The 17,388-nt window shown below is 70.2% G+C and carries 14 protein-coding genes; 9 read left to right on the top strand and 5 right to left on the bottom strand.

Annotation, left to right across the window (positions count from 1 at the left end):
- Window positions 1-11 precede the first annotated feature (11 nt).
- The 5 genes from HPO96_RS05970 (at window position 12) to HPO96_RS05945 (ending at window position 9,630) form a co-directional block, all read left to right on the top strand.
- Window positions 12-1,211: an ATP-grasp domain-containing protein gene (locus tag HPO96_RS05970; protein ID WP_171671657.1), complete on the top strand. Its 1,200-nt coding sequence runs from the start codon at window positions 12-14 to the stop codon at window positions 1,209-1,211.
- Window positions 1,208-2,857: an IucA/IucC family protein gene (locus tag HPO96_RS05965; RefSeq protein ID WP_202885511.1), complete on the top strand. Its 1,650-nt coding sequence runs from the start codon at window positions 1,208-1,210 to the stop codon at window positions 2,855-2,857. The genes HPO96_RS05970 and HPO96_RS05965 overlap by 4 nt, the downstream gene beginning before the upstream one ends.
- Window positions 2,854-5,775: an MFS transporter gene (locus HPO96_RS37540; RefSeq protein ID WP_202885510.1), complete on the top strand. Its 2,922-nt coding sequence runs from the start codon at window positions 2,854-2,856 to the stop codon at window positions 5,773-5,775. The genes HPO96_RS05965 and HPO96_RS37540 overlap by 4 nt, the downstream gene beginning before the upstream one ends.
- A complete protein-coding gene (locus HPO96_RS05950) occupies window positions 5,772-6,956 on the top strand; it encodes an alanine racemase (protein WP_171671655.1) in 1,185 nt (394 codons plus the stop codon). Before HPO96_RS37540 ends, HPO96_RS05950 begins: the two co-directional genes overlap by 4 nt.
- 130 nt (window positions 6,957-7,086) lie before the next feature.
- Window positions 7,087-9,630 (top strand): YfhO family protein, encoded by a 2,544-nt coding sequence (locus tag HPO96_RS05945; protein ID WP_171671653.1) that lies wholly within the window; start codon window positions 7,087-7,089, stop codon window positions 9,628-9,630.
- Here the strand turns inward: HPO96_RS05945 and HPO96_RS05940 are convergent.
- On the bottom strand, window positions 9,616-10,047 hold the full coding sequence (locus HPO96_RS05940; protein WP_171671651.1) for an Rrf2 family transcriptional regulator: 432 nt from the start codon (window positions 10,045-10,047) through the stop codon (window positions 9,616-9,618). The genes HPO96_RS05945 and HPO96_RS05940 overlap by 15 nt on opposite strands.
- 105 nt (window positions 10,048-10,152) lie before the next feature.
- Here HPO96_RS05940 and HPO96_RS05935 point away from each other — a divergent pair, with 105 nt between their 5' ends.
- Window positions 10,153-10,908, top strand: coding sequence for an SDR family NAD(P)-dependent oxidoreductase (locus tag HPO96_RS05935; protein WP_171671649.1), 756 nt, complete (start codon window positions 10,153-10,155; stop codon window positions 10,906-10,908).
- Between the two features lie 357 nt (window positions 10,909-11,265).
- On the opposite strand, the gene HPO96_RS05930 is transcribed toward HPO96_RS05935, so the two are convergent.
- Together HPO96_RS05930 and HPO96_RS05925 are read right to left on the bottom strand one after the other, a co-directional pair.
- On the bottom strand, window positions 11,266-12,474 hold the full coding sequence (locus tag HPO96_RS05930; protein WP_171671648.1) for an MFS transporter: 1,209 nt from the start codon (window positions 12,472-12,474) through the stop codon (window positions 11,266-11,268).
- 272 nt (window positions 12,475-12,746) lie between these two features.
- Window positions 12,747-13,109: a hypothetical protein gene (locus HPO96_RS05925; protein WP_171671646.1), complete on the bottom strand. Its 363-nt coding sequence runs from the start codon at window positions 13,107-13,109 to the stop codon at window positions 12,747-12,749.
- 115 nt (window positions 13,110-13,224) lie between these two features.
- Between HPO96_RS05925 and HPO96_RS05920 the strand changes: the two genes are divergently transcribed.
- Genes HPO96_RS05920 through HPO96_RS05910 form a run of 3 tightly spaced genes read left to right on the top strand, consistent with a single transcriptional unit; the run spans window position 13,225 to window position 16,113 of the window.
- The gene (locus HPO96_RS05920) at window positions 13,225-13,902 is read left to right on the top strand and encodes a response regulator transcription factor (protein WP_171671644.1); all 678 of its coding nucleotides are present in this window, start codon (window positions 13,225-13,227) and stop codon (window positions 13,900-13,902) included.
- 1 nt (window position 13,903) lies between these two features.
- Window positions 13,904-15,376, top strand: coding sequence for a sensor histidine kinase (locus tag HPO96_RS05915; RefSeq protein WP_171671643.1), 1,473 nt, complete (start codon window positions 13,904-13,906; stop codon window positions 15,374-15,376).
- A gap of 8 nt (window positions 15,377-15,384) precedes the next feature.
- Window positions 15,385-16,113 (top strand): peptide deformylase, encoded by a 729-nt coding sequence (locus HPO96_RS05910; RefSeq protein WP_238354703.1) that lies wholly within the window; start codon window positions 15,385-15,387, stop codon window positions 16,111-16,113.
- On the opposite strand, the gene HPO96_RS05905 is transcribed toward HPO96_RS05910, so the two are convergent.
- Together HPO96_RS05905 and HPO96_RS05900 are read right to left on the bottom strand one after the other, a co-directional pair.
- Window positions 16,100-16,675 (bottom strand): TetR/AcrR family transcriptional regulator, encoded by a 576-nt coding sequence (locus HPO96_RS05905; RefSeq protein WP_171671641.1) that lies wholly within the window; start codon window positions 16,673-16,675, stop codon window positions 16,100-16,102. The two genes, HPO96_RS05910 and HPO96_RS05905, sit on opposite strands and share 14 nt — an antisense overlap.
- Before the next feature lie 9 nt (window positions 16,676-16,684).
- On the bottom strand, window positions 16,685-17,359 hold the full coding sequence (locus HPO96_RS05900) for an SDR family oxidoreductase (protein ID WP_171671639.1): 675 nt from the start codon (window positions 17,357-17,359) through the stop codon (window positions 16,685-16,687).
- Window positions 17,360-17,388 lie beyond the last annotated feature (29 nt).

Raw genomic sequence — 17,388 nt, 5'->3', positions numbered from 1 at the left:
AATCGTTCGGTATGCGGCTGTACGTGCTCGCGCTCAACCCGACCGATTCCGTCACCGAAGGCTTCCTCCCGGCGGCCGCGCGGCTCGGCCTCGACGTGACCCTGCTGACCGATTCGGTCGCCGCGCACGCTTCGGCGTACGAAGGGCTGCCGAACCCGCCGGAGCTGCGCGCCTGCGACGTCCGCGATTTCCGGGCCGTGATCGGCGAAATCGCGGGCCACCACCGGCCGGACGCGATCTTCAGCAACAGCGATCATCTGCAGGCGCAGACCGCGCTCGCCGCGCAGTACTTCGGCCTCCCCGGTAAGAATTGGCAGGCCGCGTTCCGCGCCAAGAACAAGGCGGAAACCCGCCGCATCCTGAACGAATCCGGCCTCGACACGGTCTGGACGGCGGAGCTCGCACCGGACCAAGATCCGGAGACGCTCACCGGCATCCCGTTCCCCGTGGTCGTGAAACCGCGTGAGGGCGTGGCCAGCGAGGACGTCGCACTCGTCGCCGGCCGCGCTGAGCTGATCGAGTTCGTCCGGGCCGTCCAGCAACGACGGACGGGCGCGGCGCTGCTGCTCGAAGAGTTCCTCGCCGGTGAGCTGCACACGCTCGAAACGCTCGGCGATGCCACCACCCGGCAGGTGCTCGGCGGATTCCGGACGGCGGTCTCCCCGCCGCCGGCCTTCATCGAGGAGTCGCTGGAGTTCGTCGGCGCGCACCCGGCCGCGGTGACCGACCAGGTGCTCGCCGAGCTCGACGCGCTCGGCGTCGGTTTCGGCGCCTGTCACACCGAGTTCGTCGTCCAGGCCGACGGCCGGGCCCGGCTGATCGAGGTCAACTACCGCTCGATCGGCGATCGGCTCGATCTCGCGCTCGTCCAGCTGCTCGGCATCCCGTACTTCGAACAGGTGCTGCGGATCCACCTCGGTGAGCCGCTCCCGGCCGACCTCGGCGCGCGGGCCGACCTGACGTCGTACAGCTACTACCTCTGCGCCGACCGCTCCGGCACGCTGACCGCCGCCCCGGAGCCGTTCGACCGGACCGTCGACGGCATCGCGCTCTCCTACCGGACCTTCCGCGAGCTCGGCGCGACGCACCCGCTCTACACGACCAACCGGGACTACCTCGGCGTCATCCAGGCCATCGGCCCGGACCGGGACGCCGTGCATCGGATCGTCGCGGAGTTCGTTCGCGAGAACGTCTGGGAGATCACGCCGTGAGCTCCGCCACAACGTTGACGATCCGGGTGCTGTCGACCCTGCTCCGCGAGGACGTGCTCGGCCTGCGGACGCTCGGCGCGGTCGTCGAACGCGCCGACGGCCGCTGGGTGCAGGTCAACCTGGGCGGCCGCGCGCTCGCGCTCCCTGTTGCCGAGGACAACTTCCAGTGCGAGTACGCCGCCCGTCGCCCGGTCCTCGAGGTCGACGGCTCCGAGTTCACGCGACTCGACGACATCCTCGGCGTTCTGCAGGAGCTCGCCGACCCCGAGGATCGCGGCGGTTACGAAACCTTCGCCGATGAGTGCCGGCAGACGCTCGTGACGATGGAGCTGCATGACGAGATCCAGGATGATGTCCGCGCCGCGCTGGCCACCCGCTACGGAGACGACCCGATGCAGTGGACCGGTCTGCAAGCGTCGGTGGCTTTCGACACCCTTGCTGCCTTCCACGATCACCCCGTCTACCCGACCGCTCGCGGCCGCATCGGCTTCACGCCCGACCAAGTCCGCGCCTACACCCCCGAGCTGCACCCGACCTTCCAGCTCCGCTGGATCGCCGTTTCCGGTACGCCGGAGGTTGCCTGGCCGTCCTGGTGGCCGACCGCGGCCGACGTCGGTCTGCCCGAGCTCACCGACCAGCACCTGATCCCGGTGCACCCGCTCACCGACGTCACCGAACTGGACTGCGTTCCCGCGCCGCGGCCGTACCTCGACGTCGTCCCGACCTTGTCGACCCGGACCGTCGCCGTCGTCCAGGACCCGCGCCGGCACCTGAAGTTGCCCTTGGCAACAGCAACTCTGGGCGCCCGGAACCGGCGGACGATCAAGGCCGGCGTCCTCGTCGACGGCGCCGGCGGCGAGCGCCTGATGGCGGCGGTGATCGCCCGCGAGCCGCGGTTCGCGACCACGGTCCTGAACGCCGACGAGCAGACCTACTTCGAGAGCGGCCACGAGTTGCTCGCCGTCCTGCTCCGGCAGTACCCCGAGGGCCTGGACGACGTGCTCACCGTCCCGCTCGCCGCCTTCACCGCATCCGCACCCGACGGTCGTCGCGTCGTCGAGCATCTGGCCGACCGCTTCTACGGTGGCGACCTGCTCGGTCTTTACGACGCGTTCGTCACCCTGCTGCTCGACTGGCAGACAACCCTTTTCGGCTACGGGATCGCCATCGAGTCGCACCAGCAGAACACGTCGGTCGTCTTCGACGGCACGGGCGACCTGCGGCTGCTCTACAAGGACAACGACGGACTCCGGATCAACCGTCGCCGATCTGAGCTGGGTGCGGCCGCGGAGGCGCGCGGCGACTTCACCGACCCACGGATGTTCGGCGACGACGACCGGGCGCTCACCGACCTGTTCACCACCATCACCGGCCACCTCTGTACGGCGTCCCTCGCCTTCGCGCTCGACGTCCCATTGGAGAAAACCCTCGGTGTCCTGCGGACTCGGCTGATCGAGGCCGTCGATCGCCTCGGCCCGGCCGGTGCCGCCCTGCGCGCCGACCTGCTCGACGCGGACCGGCTGCCGGTGAAGGCGATGGTCACCGCAGGCACCCTGCTCAGCAAGCAGCGTTCCGGCGCGGCGGACATCAACAAGCACTACACCACCGGACCGAACTACCTGCACCTGGCGGCGACCGGTCGATGAGCGTCGAAACCCTCGCCGCAGCGACTCCGGTCACCCGACCGAATCGCCAGCGGCTCAGCCGGAGGCATGTCCCGGCCATCGCGGGCTGCTACTTCGTCGCGTCGTTCGCCGCGCTGGGGCTGCCGCCGTACCTGACCGAGATCCTCCCCGAGCTCGGCGATCCGACCGGCCGCTGGGCGGGCCTGCTGTACGTCGTTCCGACCGTGTTCAGCGCGCTCGGCGCGCCGTTCTGGGGCCGGTTGGCCGATCGGTTCGGACGCAAGCGGCTATTGCTGCGCGCGCAGATCGGGTTGTCGATCTCGTTCCTGGTCGCGGGGTTCGCAGACAGCCTGGTCGCCTTCACCGCCGCGCTGGTCCTGCAGGGCTTCCTCGGTGGAACATTTGCCGCCAGCAACGGTTATCTCGCCGCCGCGCTGACCGGCGACCGGTTGGCGCGGGCGCTGACGCTGATGCAGGGCAGCGCGCGGGCCGCGCTGGTCGCCGCGCCGATCCTGGTCGGCTCGCTGAGCCCGTGGGTCTCGCCGCATCGCCAGTACCTGATCATGGCCGTGCTGCCGCTTGCAGCCGCCGTGCTGCTCTTCCTGCTGCCGGAGCCGGCTGCACGCCCGGCGACCGGGCCGGTCGCGGCCTTACCTGCGCTGCCGTCGCCGCCGGTGCGCACGCTGCGGCTGCTCTACGGGTTCGAGTTCGCGTTCGTGTTCGCGACGATCATCTCGTTCCCGTACCTGATCGCGCTGATCGAGCTGCGGCTGCCGAATACCTCCGGCGCGGTCGCGGGCGTTCTGTTCGCCGTACCGCATCTGTGCTTCCTGGTGCTGGCCGGCGGCGTACACAAACGCATAAGCGCCCATCCGCGTGCTGGGCTGACAGCCGGCCTCGGATTCGTCGCACTGGGTCTGGCAGCCCATGCGGTGGTCCGGTCGCTGCCCTGGTTCGTCGTCGCCCGGGTGCTGCTCGGGATCGGTCTGACCCTCGGACTGGTCTGTCTGTCCGTCCTGGCGGCCGACGCGGCCAGAGGACGCGCGCCCGGCCGGATGTTCGGTACCGTCGAATTCTTCTCCAAAGGCGGGGCGGTCGCCGCCGGCGCCGTCGCTGCTGTCGCCAACAGTGCGTTCGGTGCAGCCGCGCCGGTTCTGATCGGAACCGCCGCCGCCTTGGTCACAGCCGTTTCCGCCACGTTGCTCATTCGTCCCCGTACGACCTCGGAGAGACATATGTCAGTAGTGCAGTTCCTTCCCCCGACTGCAACCACACTGCCCAGCGGTAACCACGTCGTGGCCCACACCCTGCTCAACTGTCTGCTGCGGGAGGTGTCCGGTCCGGAGCACCAGAGCGCGGTCGACGGGGGCTGGCTGCTGCTCCGGCTGCCGCGTGCCGGCGTCGTACTGCGCGTCGCGCTGCGACGGACGGCGCTGATCGGCGCGCATCGATTCACCGGCCCGGTCTATGCCGAGAGCGGCGCCGACTGGGATGAGCTGACCTGGCACGAGCTGGCCGACCACGTCGGCCGTGAGCTCGCGCTGCGCAGCGGCATCGAGAACGACGAGTTTCTGACCCAGATCGAATCCAGCCACGAGGGCGTCACCCGGGCGCTCGGCCGAACCCGTGAAGCCGGTCCGGACCGGTTCCTGGAGTCGGAGCAGGCCATGCTGTTCGGCCACCGGTTCCACCCGGCCCCGAAGGCCCGGACCGAAGACCGCGACGAGTGGACGGCGTACGCACCCGAGGCGCGTGCTGCGTTCCAGCTGCGGCATCTGGCGGTTCGCGACGGTCTGCTCGCCGAGGAGAGCCTGGACCCCGAGGTGACCGCGCTGTTGGACGGCCTGCGCGAAGTGCCGGTCGGCTACCGATTGCTGCCCGCGCACCCGTGGCAGTACGCGATGTTGCGCGACAACCCGCTGTTCCAGGCCGCGCTCGCGTCTGGTGACGTGCTCGACCTCGGTGTCGGCGGTACGCCGTTCACCCCGACCTCCTCGGTGCGGACCCTGGCCGGCGCGGGTGCGTTCCTCAAGTTCAGCCTGAACATCCGCATCACCAACTGCCTGCGCAAGAACGCTGCGTACGAGATGACCGGTGCCGTGGCGCTCACTCGGCTGCTGGCGCCGGTGCTCGACGACCTGTCCGCGCGCTTCCCGGGCACCGTCGTCCTGCGGGAGCCGGCGTACCGCACGCTGGCCCTGCCAGGTGCAGACGGCACTGCGGACCTTGCTGTCTATGAAGGGTTCGGTCTGATCGTCCGGACCGGGTTGGACGCCGTACTGCGGCCTGGTGTGACGCCGTTGATGGCAGCTGCGGTCGCCGACGAGTACCCGACCAGTTCGGCGCACATCTCGGTGCTGCTCGAGGACGCCGACGACGGACGGATTCTGGAGTGGTGGGCGGCGTACCTGCGGCTGCTCGTTCCGCCGGTGCTGGCGGCGTACCTCGACCACGGCGTCGTGTTGGAACCGCATCTACAGAATGTGCTGATCGGTGTCGATGGCGCCGACAACCCGGTCCAGGTGCTGTTCCGCGACCTGGAGGGGACGAAGCTGGTCGACGAGCGGCACAGCGACACCCTGGCGAGTCTGCCGGCGGATGTGGCCGGGCCGATGACGTACGACGCGCAGCGCGGTTGGGACCGGGTCGTGTACTGCCTGTTCGTCAACCACATCTCTGACCTGCTTGCTGCGGTTGCGGACCTCAGTCCGGAGCTCGAGGTCCGGTTGTGGGCCGAGGCGCGCGCAGTAGTGGCGGAGTACGCCGAGCAGCACGGGGAGCCACCGTTGCTGAGCGCACTGCTGGCTGGGGTGCCGCTGCCGGCCAAGGCGAACATGCTGACGCGCTGGGGCCGCCTGCCGGACCGGAGTGCTGGCTATGTCCGGCTGCCGTCGCCGATTGCCGAGTCCGTGCTGGCTGCGGCTGCGGTCCGGCAGTGACGGTCGAGGAGTTCGCCGCTGGGCTACCGGCGGACCAGTTACCGGCGTACGTGTACGACTTGGCACCGCTGCGCGCGCACGCGGCGGCAGTGCGCGCAGCACTGCCCGAAGGTGTCGAGCTGTACTACGCAGCCAAGGCGAACCCGGACAGCGCCGTCCTGGAAGCGCTGCAGGGTGCTGTTGATGGTTACGAGGTGTCGAGCGCGGGGGAGCTGGCCCACGTGCGCGAGGTGCTCCCGGACGCGCGCCTGGCGTTCGGGGGTCCTGGCAAGACACCTGCCGAGGTCAGGGCCGGAGTGGCGGCCGGAGTGCATCGGTGGCACGTCGAGAGTCTGCAGGAGCTCTATCACCTGAACAACGAGTTGGCTGGTGCGCGCAAGCAGCAGGACGTGCTGCTGCGGGTCAACGTGCCAGTCAGCGACGGCTCGCTCGACTCGGTCGCGCTGGCCATGGGCGGTCGGCCGAGCCCGTTCGGTGTCGATCCGGCCGACGTCGACCAGTGTCTGATGCTGCTGGCCGGCCCGGTCGGTTGGGAGATGCGCTTCCGGGGCATCCACGCCCACCTCGGTAGCGGTCTGAGTGCGGCCGCGCAGCTCGCGGTGTGCGAACAGATTGTGGACTGGTCCGTTGCGCACGCGAATCGGTACGGGCTGCAGGTGAGTGAAGTGAATGTGGGCGGTGGGATGGCGGTCGACTACGCCGATCCGGCCAACCTGTTCGACTGGACCGAGTTCGGCGCCGGGCTCGGCAAGCTGCTCGCTCGGCATCCAGGGCTGCGGCTGCGGATCGAGCCTGGTCGCGCGCTGACGGCGTACTGCGGGTACTACGTGACCGACGTCCTGGATGTGAAGACCAGTCAGGGGGAGGCGTTCGCCGTCGTCCGCGGTGGGACGCATCACCTGCGGACACCGGCGACGAAAGGGCACAGTCAGCCGTTCACCGTCGTACCGGTGGAGCTCTGGCCGTACACCTGGGACCTGCCGCGGGCGGCCGCGCAGGGCCGCATTTCGGTGACGGGGCAACTATGTACGCCGAAGGACGTGCTGGCGGCCGGCGTACCGGTCGAGCAGTTACGGGTGGGGGACCGGCTCGCGTTCGCGATGGCCGGGGCGTACGCGTGGAACATCTCGCACCATGAATTCCTGATGCATCCGCGGCCCACGTTCCACTACCTGGACTAGATCACAGTTCCCCAACAGGCACGGGAATCCCTTGTGCCAGGCAACTTTTCGGATACGCCGTGGGTCGTCGGATAAGGTGCGCACGGCGTATCCGGCCTGGTGCGTCGCGAGTCGACTGGGGGATGGCGAGATGGCGGCAGCCGGGTGGCGGCGGCTCGGGTGGCCGGTGGCCGCGGCGCTGGCCGCGGCGGCCGCCTACCTGGCCGGCGGGATGCTGCGGGGCAGCTACCCGTTCGGGCCGCACGCGCGGAGCGTGCTCGATCTCGGTCAGCAGTTCGTCCCGATCCATGCGCACCTGCGTGATCTGCTCACCGGGCAAGGCCCGAGCGACTTCCTCTTCAACTGGAACAGCGGGTACGGCGTTCCGTACCTGGGCGACTTCATGGCCTACAACGGCGCCTTGCTGTCCTGGCTCGTGGTGCTGTTCCCGCGCGACCAGATCGACCTTGCGCTGTACGTGATCTCGGCCACCGCGATCGCCATCGCGGCCGCCGGGATGACGGCGTACCTGCGGTTGCTGCGCCCGGCCGGCGTGGCCTGGCAGGCGGCGCTCGCCGGTGTCGCCTACGCGACCTGCGGCTGGGCGCTCGACGACGGCGGCTACATGACGACCTGGCTCTACGGCATGGTCGCGTTCCCGGTGATCCTGTTGCTGTGCGAGTGGATCTGGCAACGCCGCTCGCTGCTGTCGATGGCCGTCACGCCGTTCGCGATCGCCCTGTTCTGGTACTCGCATTTCTACACCGTCTACATGGCCACCCTCGCCGCGGCGATCGTCGTGATCACGAGGGTTTTCGCCGATCCGGAGGCCGGTGGCTGGTTACGCCGGCTCGGCGGCGCGCTGCGGTGTCTGGCAGTGGTTGCGATCGGCATCGGTCTGTCCGCGCCGCTGCTGATCCCGACCTTCCGGTCGGTCGGCTATGCCCGGCCGAGCCCGGACGAGACGTTCCACCCGATCGGCTGGCTGTATTTCTTCGGCCGGCTGCTGTCCGGGTCCGAAGGCGTCGGCAAGACGCCGGGGCTCGCGGTCGGCACCGTGTTGTTGCTACTGGCCCTCAGTTTCCCGTTCAACGCGCGAATCGCGCTGCGGGAGCGGATCGGCTGGTCGGTCGCGATCCTGATCACGATGGCGAGTCTGCAGATCCGGGTCACCCACGAGATCTGGCACGGTTTCGACGCCCCGAACGGCAACCCGTTCCGGCAGGCGTTCGTGCTGGCCGGGATGATCGTGATCGCCGGCTGGATGTCGCTGACCGCGGGTGTGCGCAGTGTGGTGACGGCCGCGATTCCCGTCGTCCTGGTCGGTGCTTTGTACGGCGTCGCCAACGACACCTGGATGTCGACGACCGTGACGCGGGTCGCCGTACCGATCGTGCTGCTGGTGGCGGTGCTGGTCTGGGCGGTCTGGCGGTGGGTGCCGGTGCGGCTGGCGGTTCGGATCGCTGCTGGGGTGTTGATCGCGGTGATGCTGGCCGAGACGGCGTTCTCGGCGTACGCGATCGACAAGCAGCGCGGCGAGCGGTACAGCGCGAGCCCGCCGTGGGGGCCGAAACAGGAGCAGACCCGGGAGCTCGTCGAGTCGGCCGCGGGCTGGCCGAAGCAGCGCGTGTCGCCGGGCGCGTTCAGCACGGTCAACGATCCGATGCTGATCGGGGGCGAAGGGCCGGAGTACTACAGCTCGACCATCCCGGACGAGCTGTCGCAGGAGCTGATCAACCTCGGCTTCGGGTACTGGGCGTTCGGGCGCGCGATTGTCGACCCGGGTAATCCGGTGGTCGACGCGGTTTTCGCGGTCGGGGCACGGGTGGTGCCGGATGGGCGTGGCGGGTATCGGTTGGCGCGGTCGGCGGTTGCTCCGCTGGTGACTGTGCGGCCGATGCGGCCGGCGTCCTCGACGACGTCCGGTCCGTTCGGGTTCCAGGAGAACGCGCTTGGCGCGGATGTCTATTCGATACCGGAGCTGCGTGCACGGGTCGACGTACCGGGCACGGTGTTCGTGAGCGATCGGCGTCCGGGGTTGCTGACCATCAAGCTGACGGATGGCGCGCCGGCGCCGTCGGAGTTCCGGCTGGTTGCGCGGTGCAGGGCTGGGGATGAGGTCTATCTGTACGGGCCTGAGTTCAGCGGTGATGCCATGGTTGACGGGGTGCGCTGGAAGGGTTTTCTGTCCGGGGTGGCGAAGCGGCCGGGGGTTTACACCGGCGGCACGATGCGTCGAGTCGGGAAGGCCGATCGGGCTGGTCTGGTCGATGTGAAGCTGCGGGTGCATGAGTCGACGCAGCTGCCGGCCGAGGCGCTTGCTTGTCTTGACCGGCGTAAGTTGAGGGCTGCTGTGGGGGTGTTGAAGGCGTCCGAGCCGCCGGTCGTTCGCGTCGGCGGGCACTCGATCGACGTCGAGCTGAAACCCGGTACGCGCGGTCAGGTGGTGATGGGCGTCGTCCGGACACCTGGTTGGCGTTGTCAGGTTGACGATCAGTCGCCGCGCAAGCCGACCCAGTTGGCCGGTCTGATGGCGGTAGGTGTCAACCGCACGGACTCGAAGGTGTCCTGCACGTATCGGGCCGCCGGGCTGCCGTTGGGCCTGGCCGTCGGCGCAGGTTCGTTGGGCCTGTTGCTGGTGCTCTTGGCTGCCTTGGCGTTTGGACGCCGTTGGAAGAAGTCAGCGAGCAGCTAACACTGCTTGGAGGACGTCCTCCAGGGTCGTCTTCCGGAGCTCTTCGCGGACGGTCTCCTCGACGCCCGCGTAGATGTTCGTCATGGCCGGCTGGATGCCGTGGCCGACCACGCAGCCCTGGTTGGGCGTCCCGCGGTGGAGCGCGAACAGCGGGCCGGTGTCGACGGCGTCGTACACCTCGAGCAGGGTGATCTGTGCCAGCTCGCGGGTCAGCGTCCAGCCGGCGCCGGCGCCGCGGTGCGACTCCACCAGCCCGGCCGCGCGCAGCTCGCCGAGCAGGCGGCGGATCACCACCGGGTTCGTGTTCGCGCTGTCCGCGATCTGCTCGGACGTCGCGACCGGGTGCCCCTGCCGCTGGTACAACCCGATCCAGGCCAGCGCGTGCGCCGCGATCGTCAGCCTGCTGTTTGCGCTCATCACTCTTCCTCTCGCAACTGCCAAGGTTACGACGGTTGCAATTGTAACTAAAGCTGTTACGCTCAAGATCTGATGTAACAACAATAGTTACGATGGAGGAAGTTCATGGACAAGCCGCTCGCAGGCAAGGTCGCGCTGGTCACCGGGGGCTCGCGGGGGCTCGGCCGATCGACCGTCCGGCTGCTCGCCGCGCAGGGGGCGGACGTCGCGTTCAGCTACGTCAGCTCCGAGGTGAGGGCGAAAGCCGTCGTCGACGAGGTGCAGGCGGCCGGTGGGCGCGCGATCGCCATCCGGTCCGACCAGGCCGATACCGCGCAGGCGCCGCGGCTGATCGCCGATGTCGTTCAGGAGTACGGCGGGCTCGACATCCTGGTCAACAACGCCGCGATCGGGGTCGAGCAGGGCCGCACGATCGACGACCCCGACGTCGACACCGCCGCGCTGGACCGAATGCACGCGACCAACTACCTCGGCGTGATCGCCGTGACCCGCGCCGCCGCCCGCGTCCTGCGCGACCACGGCCGGATCGTCACGATCAGCTCCGGCCTCGGCACCCGCGTCGGCGTCCCCGGCGTGGCCGACTACGCCGCCACCAAGTCCGGCATCGAGCGCTACACCCTCGGCGCCGCCCGCGACCTGGGCCGCCGCGGCATCACCGCGAACGTCGTCGAAGCCGGCCTGATGGAAGGCGGCATGCAACCCCCCAACCCCGAAACCCTCCAAGCCCTCCTCTCCTCCCTCGCCCTCCAACGCCCCGGCCACCCCGACGAGATAGCCGCCGCCATCGCCTTCCTCACCGGCCCCACCGCCACCTACATCACCGGCGCCGTCCTGGACGCCCACGGCGGCTACAACGCCTGACCCGGTCGGCGGCCCCCGGGAGCCGACTCGCTCCATCAGTCGGCCCCCGGAGTCCCCGCCCCCTACCCAGCCCAACCGTGCGCCCTAGCACCAACAACGCCCGACGCACCCCATCCCCCTTACCGCCGGAGCCCGGCCCGCCCGAGATCCCCACCGCGCTCGCTGCCCCCGTCAACGCAAGCGGCCGCTCGTCCTCGACGCCCACGGCGGCGACACCGCCCGAGTCGCCACACCGCGGCGGGCCGAGCACGGCAGGAGATCCCCACGACGATCGCCGTCCTCGCCGGCGCAGGCGGGCGCTCCGCCTCGTCGCCCACGGCGGCTACAACGCCTGACCCACCCGACGAACCCGGGGGTTCAGGTGTGCTGGGTGGGGCGGACGTGGAGGCTGAGGGCGATGAAGCCGGGGATGGCGAGGGCGGTGAGGGTGGCGGGGACGAAGAAGACTTGGGGGAGACCGATGGCGGCGACGCCGAGGCCGCCGATCGCGCCGCCGATGGCGGAGCCGATGGGGATGGCGCCGAGGAAGACGCCGGAGGCGGTGCCGACGCCTTGGGGGAAGAGGTCCTGGGCGATCGAGACGCCGATCGCGCCGACGCAGGCCCAGAGGCCGGCGGTCAGGATCTGGCCGAGGAAGAGCATGCCGACGCCGGTGCTGGTGGCGTAGGCGAGGTTGCCGGCCAGGCCGAGGGCGGCGCCGCCGGTCATCACGGGGAGGCCGCCGTACCGGTCGGCGAGACGGGCGACGGCGGGCAGCATCAGCAGTTCGATCAGCGGCTGGATGCCGATCACCGCGCCGCGGACCGAGTCGGAGATGTGCAGGTCGTCGGCCATGTAGATCGGCAGGTAGCCGAACTTGATGGTGTCCCCGGTCATCGCGAGCACGCAGACCGCGGTGAAGGCGAGCAGCGGGAGCATGCGGGTCAGCTCGCGGCGGTCGTGCGGGCGCAGGTCGTGGGCCGGGTTCTGGTAGCGCTCGATGCGCATCCGGCCGAAGGGGATGATCTGGGCGAACACGCAGACCGCGGTCGCGACGAGCAGCGCGCGGAGGCCGAAGACGCCGCCGAACCAGGCGCCCAGCACCGGGCCGAGCATCCAGCCGATCGTGAAGGCCATCCGGACGGCGGCGACGACGCGGTTGTCGACCTTGGTCGGATGCCGGCTGAGCTCGTCGCGGCAGGCGGCGAACAACTGCGCCATCGCGCCGCCGCCGATACTCAGGACGACGGTGCTGATCACGAACGGCTGCCAGACGGCGTTCGACGCGGCCATCCCGAGCCAGCCGAGGGTGCCGACGACGGCGCAGATCCGGAGCCAGAGCAGCCGGTCGGCGCCGCGGTCGGAGAGCCGGCCGAGCAGATAACCGGCGACAGGCGCGGCCAGGTTGGTGACGTAGTACAAACCGGCCACCGGGAGCGGCGTCCCAAGATCGCGGACCAGATAGAGCGTCAGCTGCGGGGTCGCCGCCGACATCCCGATCCCGGCGATCAGCAACGACGCGAACGCCGCCCGGTAGAAAGGCGACCGGACGACGATCTGCAGCGCGGACTCGGGCCGGTCGAACACCTGGCAAACGATATCCGCCCCAGGTTCGCCGGCTGACCGCGTCTCGCCCTGCGGGCGAGCGGAGAAGGGAAGGAAAGACGAAGGGAGGTGGGGGAGCCGCGCCGGTGCGGGGAGGGTGAGGGGGGCGGTGGTGCGGGGAGGGTGTGGGGGCGAGGGGGGTGGGGGCGAGGGGTGGCTGGGAGGGCGCGGGCGGTGCTGCTGCTTCTTGCTGGAGCCGGACGAGCCGGCCGCGGAGGGGCGGCCGGCTCGTCCAGGAGGGGGTTCAGGAAGGATCAGTCGTCGTCGCCGCGGTCGTCGTGGTCGTCGCGGTGGTCGTCGGAGGGGGTGTCGGCGCGGTTGCTGAGGAGCTTGCCGTTGGGGTCGTAGGACAGCTCGCGCCAGCCGGCTTTGGTGTGCACGTCGAGTTCCCACTTGGTGTCGTCCCAGTCGACGTCGGTGACGACGCCGCCGGGCACGTCCTTGAGCGCCTGCTCGACGGCCTTGGCCGCGGTCAGCGAGCCGGTCGGGACGGCCTGCGCCGCGGTGGTGGTCCCGTTGGCCGGGCGGTCGTCGTCCGACTGGACGGCGTACGCGGTGGCGACGCCCCCGGCGGTCAGCGCGGCGGCGGCGGTGAGAGTCAGAACCAGGCGTTTCATCGGACTGCCTTTCGATCGGGGATCAACTGCTACGACCACCACAGTGCCGACCCACCCTGAAGCGGTCCTGAAGCAACCTGAAGCGGGCTTCAGGTGGGTCTGGCAGGCTGGGGGCATGCGGTTGCTGATCGTCGAGGACGAGAAACGGCTGGCCGGCTCGCTGGCGAAGGGGCTGACCGCCGAAGGGTTCGTGGTGGACGTCGCGTACGACGGGCTCACCGGGCTCGACCGCGCCCTGGGCGGCGGCTACGACCTGATCCTGCTCGACATCATGCTCCCCGGCCGGAACGGCTACCGCGTCTGCGCCGACCTGCGGGCCGCCGGCGACGAGACCCCGATCCTGATGCTGACCGCGAAGGACGGCGAGTTCGACGAGGCCGAAGGCCTGGACACCGGCGCCGACGACTACCTGACCAAACCGTTCTCGTACGTCGTCCTGCTGGCCCGCATCCGCGCCCTGCTCCGCCGCCGGACGCGGGGCGCCCAGCCCGCGATCGAGCTCGGCGACCTGCGCGTCGACCCGGCCGCGCGCCGCGTCTTCCGCGGCGACGACGAGATCGAGCTGACCGCGAAGGAGTACGCCGTCCTCGAACACCTCGCGACCAACGCCGGTCAGGTGGTCTCCAAGACCCAGATCCTCGACCAGGTCTGGGACGCGGCGTACGACGGCGACCCGAACATCATCGAGGTCTACGTGAGCGCCCTGCGCCGCAAACTCGACGCGCCCTTCGGCCGGAAGGCGATCACCACCGTCCGCGGCGCCGGCTACCGCCTCGCCCGGGACGGCGGCTGACATGCGCGGCTCCGTCCGGACCAGGACGACGGTCGCCGCGACGGCCGTGGTCGCGATCGCGCTGGTGATCGCGGGCCTCGCCGTCGTCCTGCTGCTGCGGTCGAACCTGGCCAGCCAGGCCCAGCTCCAGGCCGAGCTGACCGCCCGCCAGCTCGCCTCCCAGCTGGCCGCCGGGACGGCGCCGTCCGCCCTCGACCTGGACGACGAGCAGCGCCCGGTCCGGATCACCGATGCCAAGGGCAACGTTGTGGCCGCGACCGACGGGCTGTCCGCGGTCGACGGCGCCACGGTCCCGAAGCCGACCGTCAAGCCGACGCCAAAACCCACGCCGACCCCCAAACCGACGGCAACCCCCGACGACGACGGCGACGACGATCCGGACGACCCCGACGACAGCGACGGTCGCGGCAACGACACTCCCACACCCCCGGCCGGCCGGGTGGCCGACGGCGACGCGTCGTACTCGACCGGTCCGGCGACCGTCGACGGCCGCACCGCCGAGTTCCGCTTCGCCACGGTCAAGGTCACCTTGCCGAACAACGGTGGTGAGGCAACAGTCCAGGCCGGCGCCGAGCTGGCGACCGCCCGGGACGCCGTCGACACCGTCAGCCGGGCCCTGTTGATCGGCCTCCCGCTGCTGCTCGCGGTCGTTGCCGCGGTCACCTGGTTCGTCACCCGCCGCGCCCTGGCGCCGGTCGAGGCGATCCGCGCCGAGCTGGCCGGGATCACCGCCGCGCGCGATCTGCGCCGACGCGTCCCGGTCCCCGACTCGCGCGACGAGGTCGCCCGCCTGGCCCGGACGACGAACGACACGCTGACGGCCCTGGAGACCTCAGTTGCACGGCAGCGCGGCTTCGTCGCCGACGCGTCGCACGAACTGCGCAGCCCGATCGCCTCCCTGCGAACACAGCTCGAGGTCGCCGCCGCGCACCCCGAGCTGCTCGAGCTCGACGAGCTGATCGCCGACACCGTCCGGCTGCAGCACCTCGCGGCCGATCTGTTGCTCCTGGCCCGTTTGGACGCCGGTGATCACCCCGAGCCGCAGCGGATCGCGCTCGCCGAGCTCGTCCGCGAGCAGACCGCCGGGCGTAACGTCACCCTCGACATCCACGACGAGCCCGTTGTACTGGGCAACAAAGCCAGACTCGCCCGCGTTTTCGGCAACCTGCTCGACAACGCAGAACGGCACGCCCAGCAGGAGATTCGGGTCCTGGTCCGCGCGGCCGGCGACCGGGCCTTCGTCAGCGTGCAGGACGACGGCCCCGGCGTGCCCGAGGCCGATCGGGAGCGGATCTTCGAGCGGTTCGTCCGGCTCGACGACGCGCGTAGCCGGGACGAAGGCGGCGCCGGGCTCGGGCTGGCGATCGCGCGCGACCTGGCGCATTCCCACGACGGCACGCTGTCCGTGTCGGCCGCGCCGGCCGGCGGCGCGTCCTTCGATCTCGAGCTGCCGACCGCCCCCCGACAGGGTTGAATATCCGCATGGGAATCACCCGGCGTACCTTGCTGACCGGCGCGGCGGCGGTCCCGCTCGCCGCCTCCGCCCCCACTGCCTCAGGAGTTGGCACCCGAACCATGAGCAACGTCAAGGACCTGATCGAGGAGCTCGTCGAGAAGTACGCCGGGGACGGCGTCGCGCCGATCGTGTCCCTCGGCGACCAGGTGCTGCGGCAGACCGCCGAGCCGTTCGACGGGCAGGTCGACGACGCCGTCCTGGCCGAGTTCGTCGCGCTGATGCGCCGGACGATGACCAAGGCCCCGGGCGTCGGCGTGGCCGCGCCGCAGATCGGCGTACCGGTGCAGATCGCCGTCCTGGAGGACCAGTTCCCGGTGCCGCCGGAGATCGTCGAGGCCCGGCACCGCTACCCGCTGGAGTTCTTCGCCGCGATCAACCCGGTCTACCGGGCGGCGAGCGGGAAGCGCCGCGGGTTCTACGAGGGCTGCCTGAGCATGCCCGGCTACACCGGCGTCGTGAACCGCTACTTCAGCGTGCACGCCACCTATCTCGACCCGGCCGGTCGCAAGCACCGCAAGACCTTCGACGGCTGGCAGGCCCGGATCGTCCAGCACGAGACCGATCACCTGAGCGGCATCGTCTACGTCGACAAACTCGAGACGCGCTCGCTCTGCACCAGCGCCAACTACTCGGCGAACTGGGCCGACCCCGTCCCGACCCGGGCCGCCAAGGCCCTGCGGTTCAAGCTGGACTGACCCGCTCGGTCAGCTCGTCGAGCACCGTCCCGAGGATCTCCTCGGACAGCAGGGTGCCGCTGGTCGCCCGGGCCAGCGTCACCGCGCCGACGAGCGTCGCCAGATCGGCGATCGCCCGCCGGCGGGTGTCCGTTCCGGGCTCGAACGCGCGGAACGCCTCCAGCGTCTTGTCGACGCCCTCGATGTACGCCGTCCGGATCGGACTGCCCGGCCCGGCATGGATCGAGTCGTCGGCCAGCGCCGTACAGGCACAGCCCTGGCCGGGGTCGTCGCGATGCTCGATCGACAGATACTCCTGCAAGACCTGGGCCCGGCCGTCCGGCGCGGCGATCGCATCCGCCAGCCGGACCAGCACCTCGTCGAAGGCCTCCGTCGCGGCGATGCCGATCAACTCGTCCTTCGACCCGAAGTGTTTGTAGAACCCGCCATGGGTCAGCCCGGCCTCGGACATCACGTCCTGCACGCTGACCCCGGCGCTCCCACGCTCCCGCACCAGGCGGGCCGTCGCCTGTACGACGTCCGCGCGATGCTGCGCCATCTCCGCCTTCGACGCCCGGCCCATACCTGCCTCCTACTTGAAGATGCTGTCGCGGACGCCGCGGGTGAAGTCGTCGACGACGATCTCGGCGTCACCGGCGGCGATGCCGTCGAGAGCGTACTTGGCGACGGCGGCGGGGTCGGTCTTCTGGTCGGCGGGGACGTAGTCGGCCATGTCGGTGTCCATATAGCCGACGTGCAGGGAGCTGACCTCGATCCCGCGGGGCTTCAGCTCGGCGTGGACGTTGCGGGTCATCGCCCATTCGGCCGCCTTGGCGACGCTGTAGGCGGCGTACGCCTCGAGGTTGTGCACCCAGGACAGCACGGAGGCGACGTTGTGGATGGCGCCGCCGCCGTTCGCTTCGATGACGGGAGCGAAGGCGCGGGTCAGCAGCAGCGGGCCGACGAGGTGGGTGTCGAGTTCGAGCTTGATGTTGTCCCAGTCGCCCGCGACGAGCGCGGTGTGGGTGGAGACGCCGGCGTTGTTGATCAGCAGGGTGGCGTCACTCGCCGTCCGGGCGGCCTGCTGGATGGACTCCGGGTCGGTGACGTCGAGCTGGAGCGGGACGACGCCGGGGAGGTCGACGGTCTCGGGGCGCCGGGCGCCGCCGTACACCTTGGCGCCGCGCTCGACCAGTTGGCGGGCGAGCTCGCGGCCCAGCCCTCGGTTACTCCCGGTCACGACTGCGACCGCTCCGTGCAACTCCATGGGGTCCTCCACTGTCAAAAAGATGATGA

This window comes from Kribbella sandramycini (genome assembly GCF_013131805.1).
GTDB classification, from domain to species: domain Bacteria; phylum Actinomycetota; class Actinomycetes; order Propionibacteriales; family Kribbellaceae; genus Kribbella; species Kribbella sandramycini.
Note: the sequence above shows the minus strand (reverse complement) of the source record. Positions and strands in the feature narration are given on the sequence as shown.

What these genes read in the sequence shown, in the direction of transcription:
- HPO96_RS05970 (WP_171671657.1), top strand. Translation starts at nt 12, where the DNA reads ATGCGGCTGTACGTGCTCGCGCTCAACCCGACCGATTCCGTCACCGAA.
- HPO96_RS37540 (WP_202885510.1), top strand. Translation starts at nt 2,854, where the DNA reads ATGAGCGTCGAAACCCTCGCCGCAGCGACTCCGGTCACCCGACCGAAT.
- HPO96_RS05945 (WP_171671653.1), top strand. Translation starts at nt 7,087, where the DNA reads ATGGCGGCAGCCGGGTGGCGGCGGCTCGGGTGGCCGGTGGCCGCGGCG.
- HPO96_RS05940 (WP_171671651.1), bottom strand. Translation starts at nt 10,047, where the DNA reads ATGAGCGCAAACAGCAGGCTGACGATCGCGGCGCACGCGCTGGCCTGG.
- HPO96_RS05935 (WP_171671649.1), top strand. Translation starts at nt 10,153, where the DNA reads ATGGACAAGCCGCTCGCAGGCAAGGTCGCGCTGGTCACCGGGGGCTCG.
- HPO96_RS05925 (WP_171671646.1), bottom strand. Translation starts at nt 13,109, where the DNA reads ATGAAACGCCTGGTTCTGACTCTCACCGCCGCCGCCGCGCTGACCGCC.
- HPO96_RS05920 (WP_171671644.1), top strand. Translation starts at nt 13,225, where the DNA reads ATGCGGTTGCTGATCGTCGAGGACGAGAAACGGCTGGCCGGCTCGCTG.
- HPO96_RS05915 (WP_171671643.1), top strand. Translation starts at nt 13,904, where the DNA reads ATGCGCGGCTCCGTCCGGACCAGGACGACGGTCGCCGCGACGGCCGTG.
- HPO96_RS05910 (WP_238354703.1), top strand. Translation starts at nt 15,385, where the DNA reads ATGGGAATCACCCGGCGTACCTTGCTGACCGGCGCGGCGGCGGTCCCG.
- HPO96_RS05905 (WP_171671641.1), bottom strand. Translation starts at nt 16,675, where the DNA reads ATGGGCCGGGCGTCGAAGGCGGAGATGGCGCAGCATCGCGCGGACGTC.
- HPO96_RS05900 (WP_171671639.1), bottom strand. Translation starts at nt 17,359, where the DNA reads ATGGAGTTGCACGGAGCGGTCGCAGTCGTGACCGGGAGTAACCGAGGG.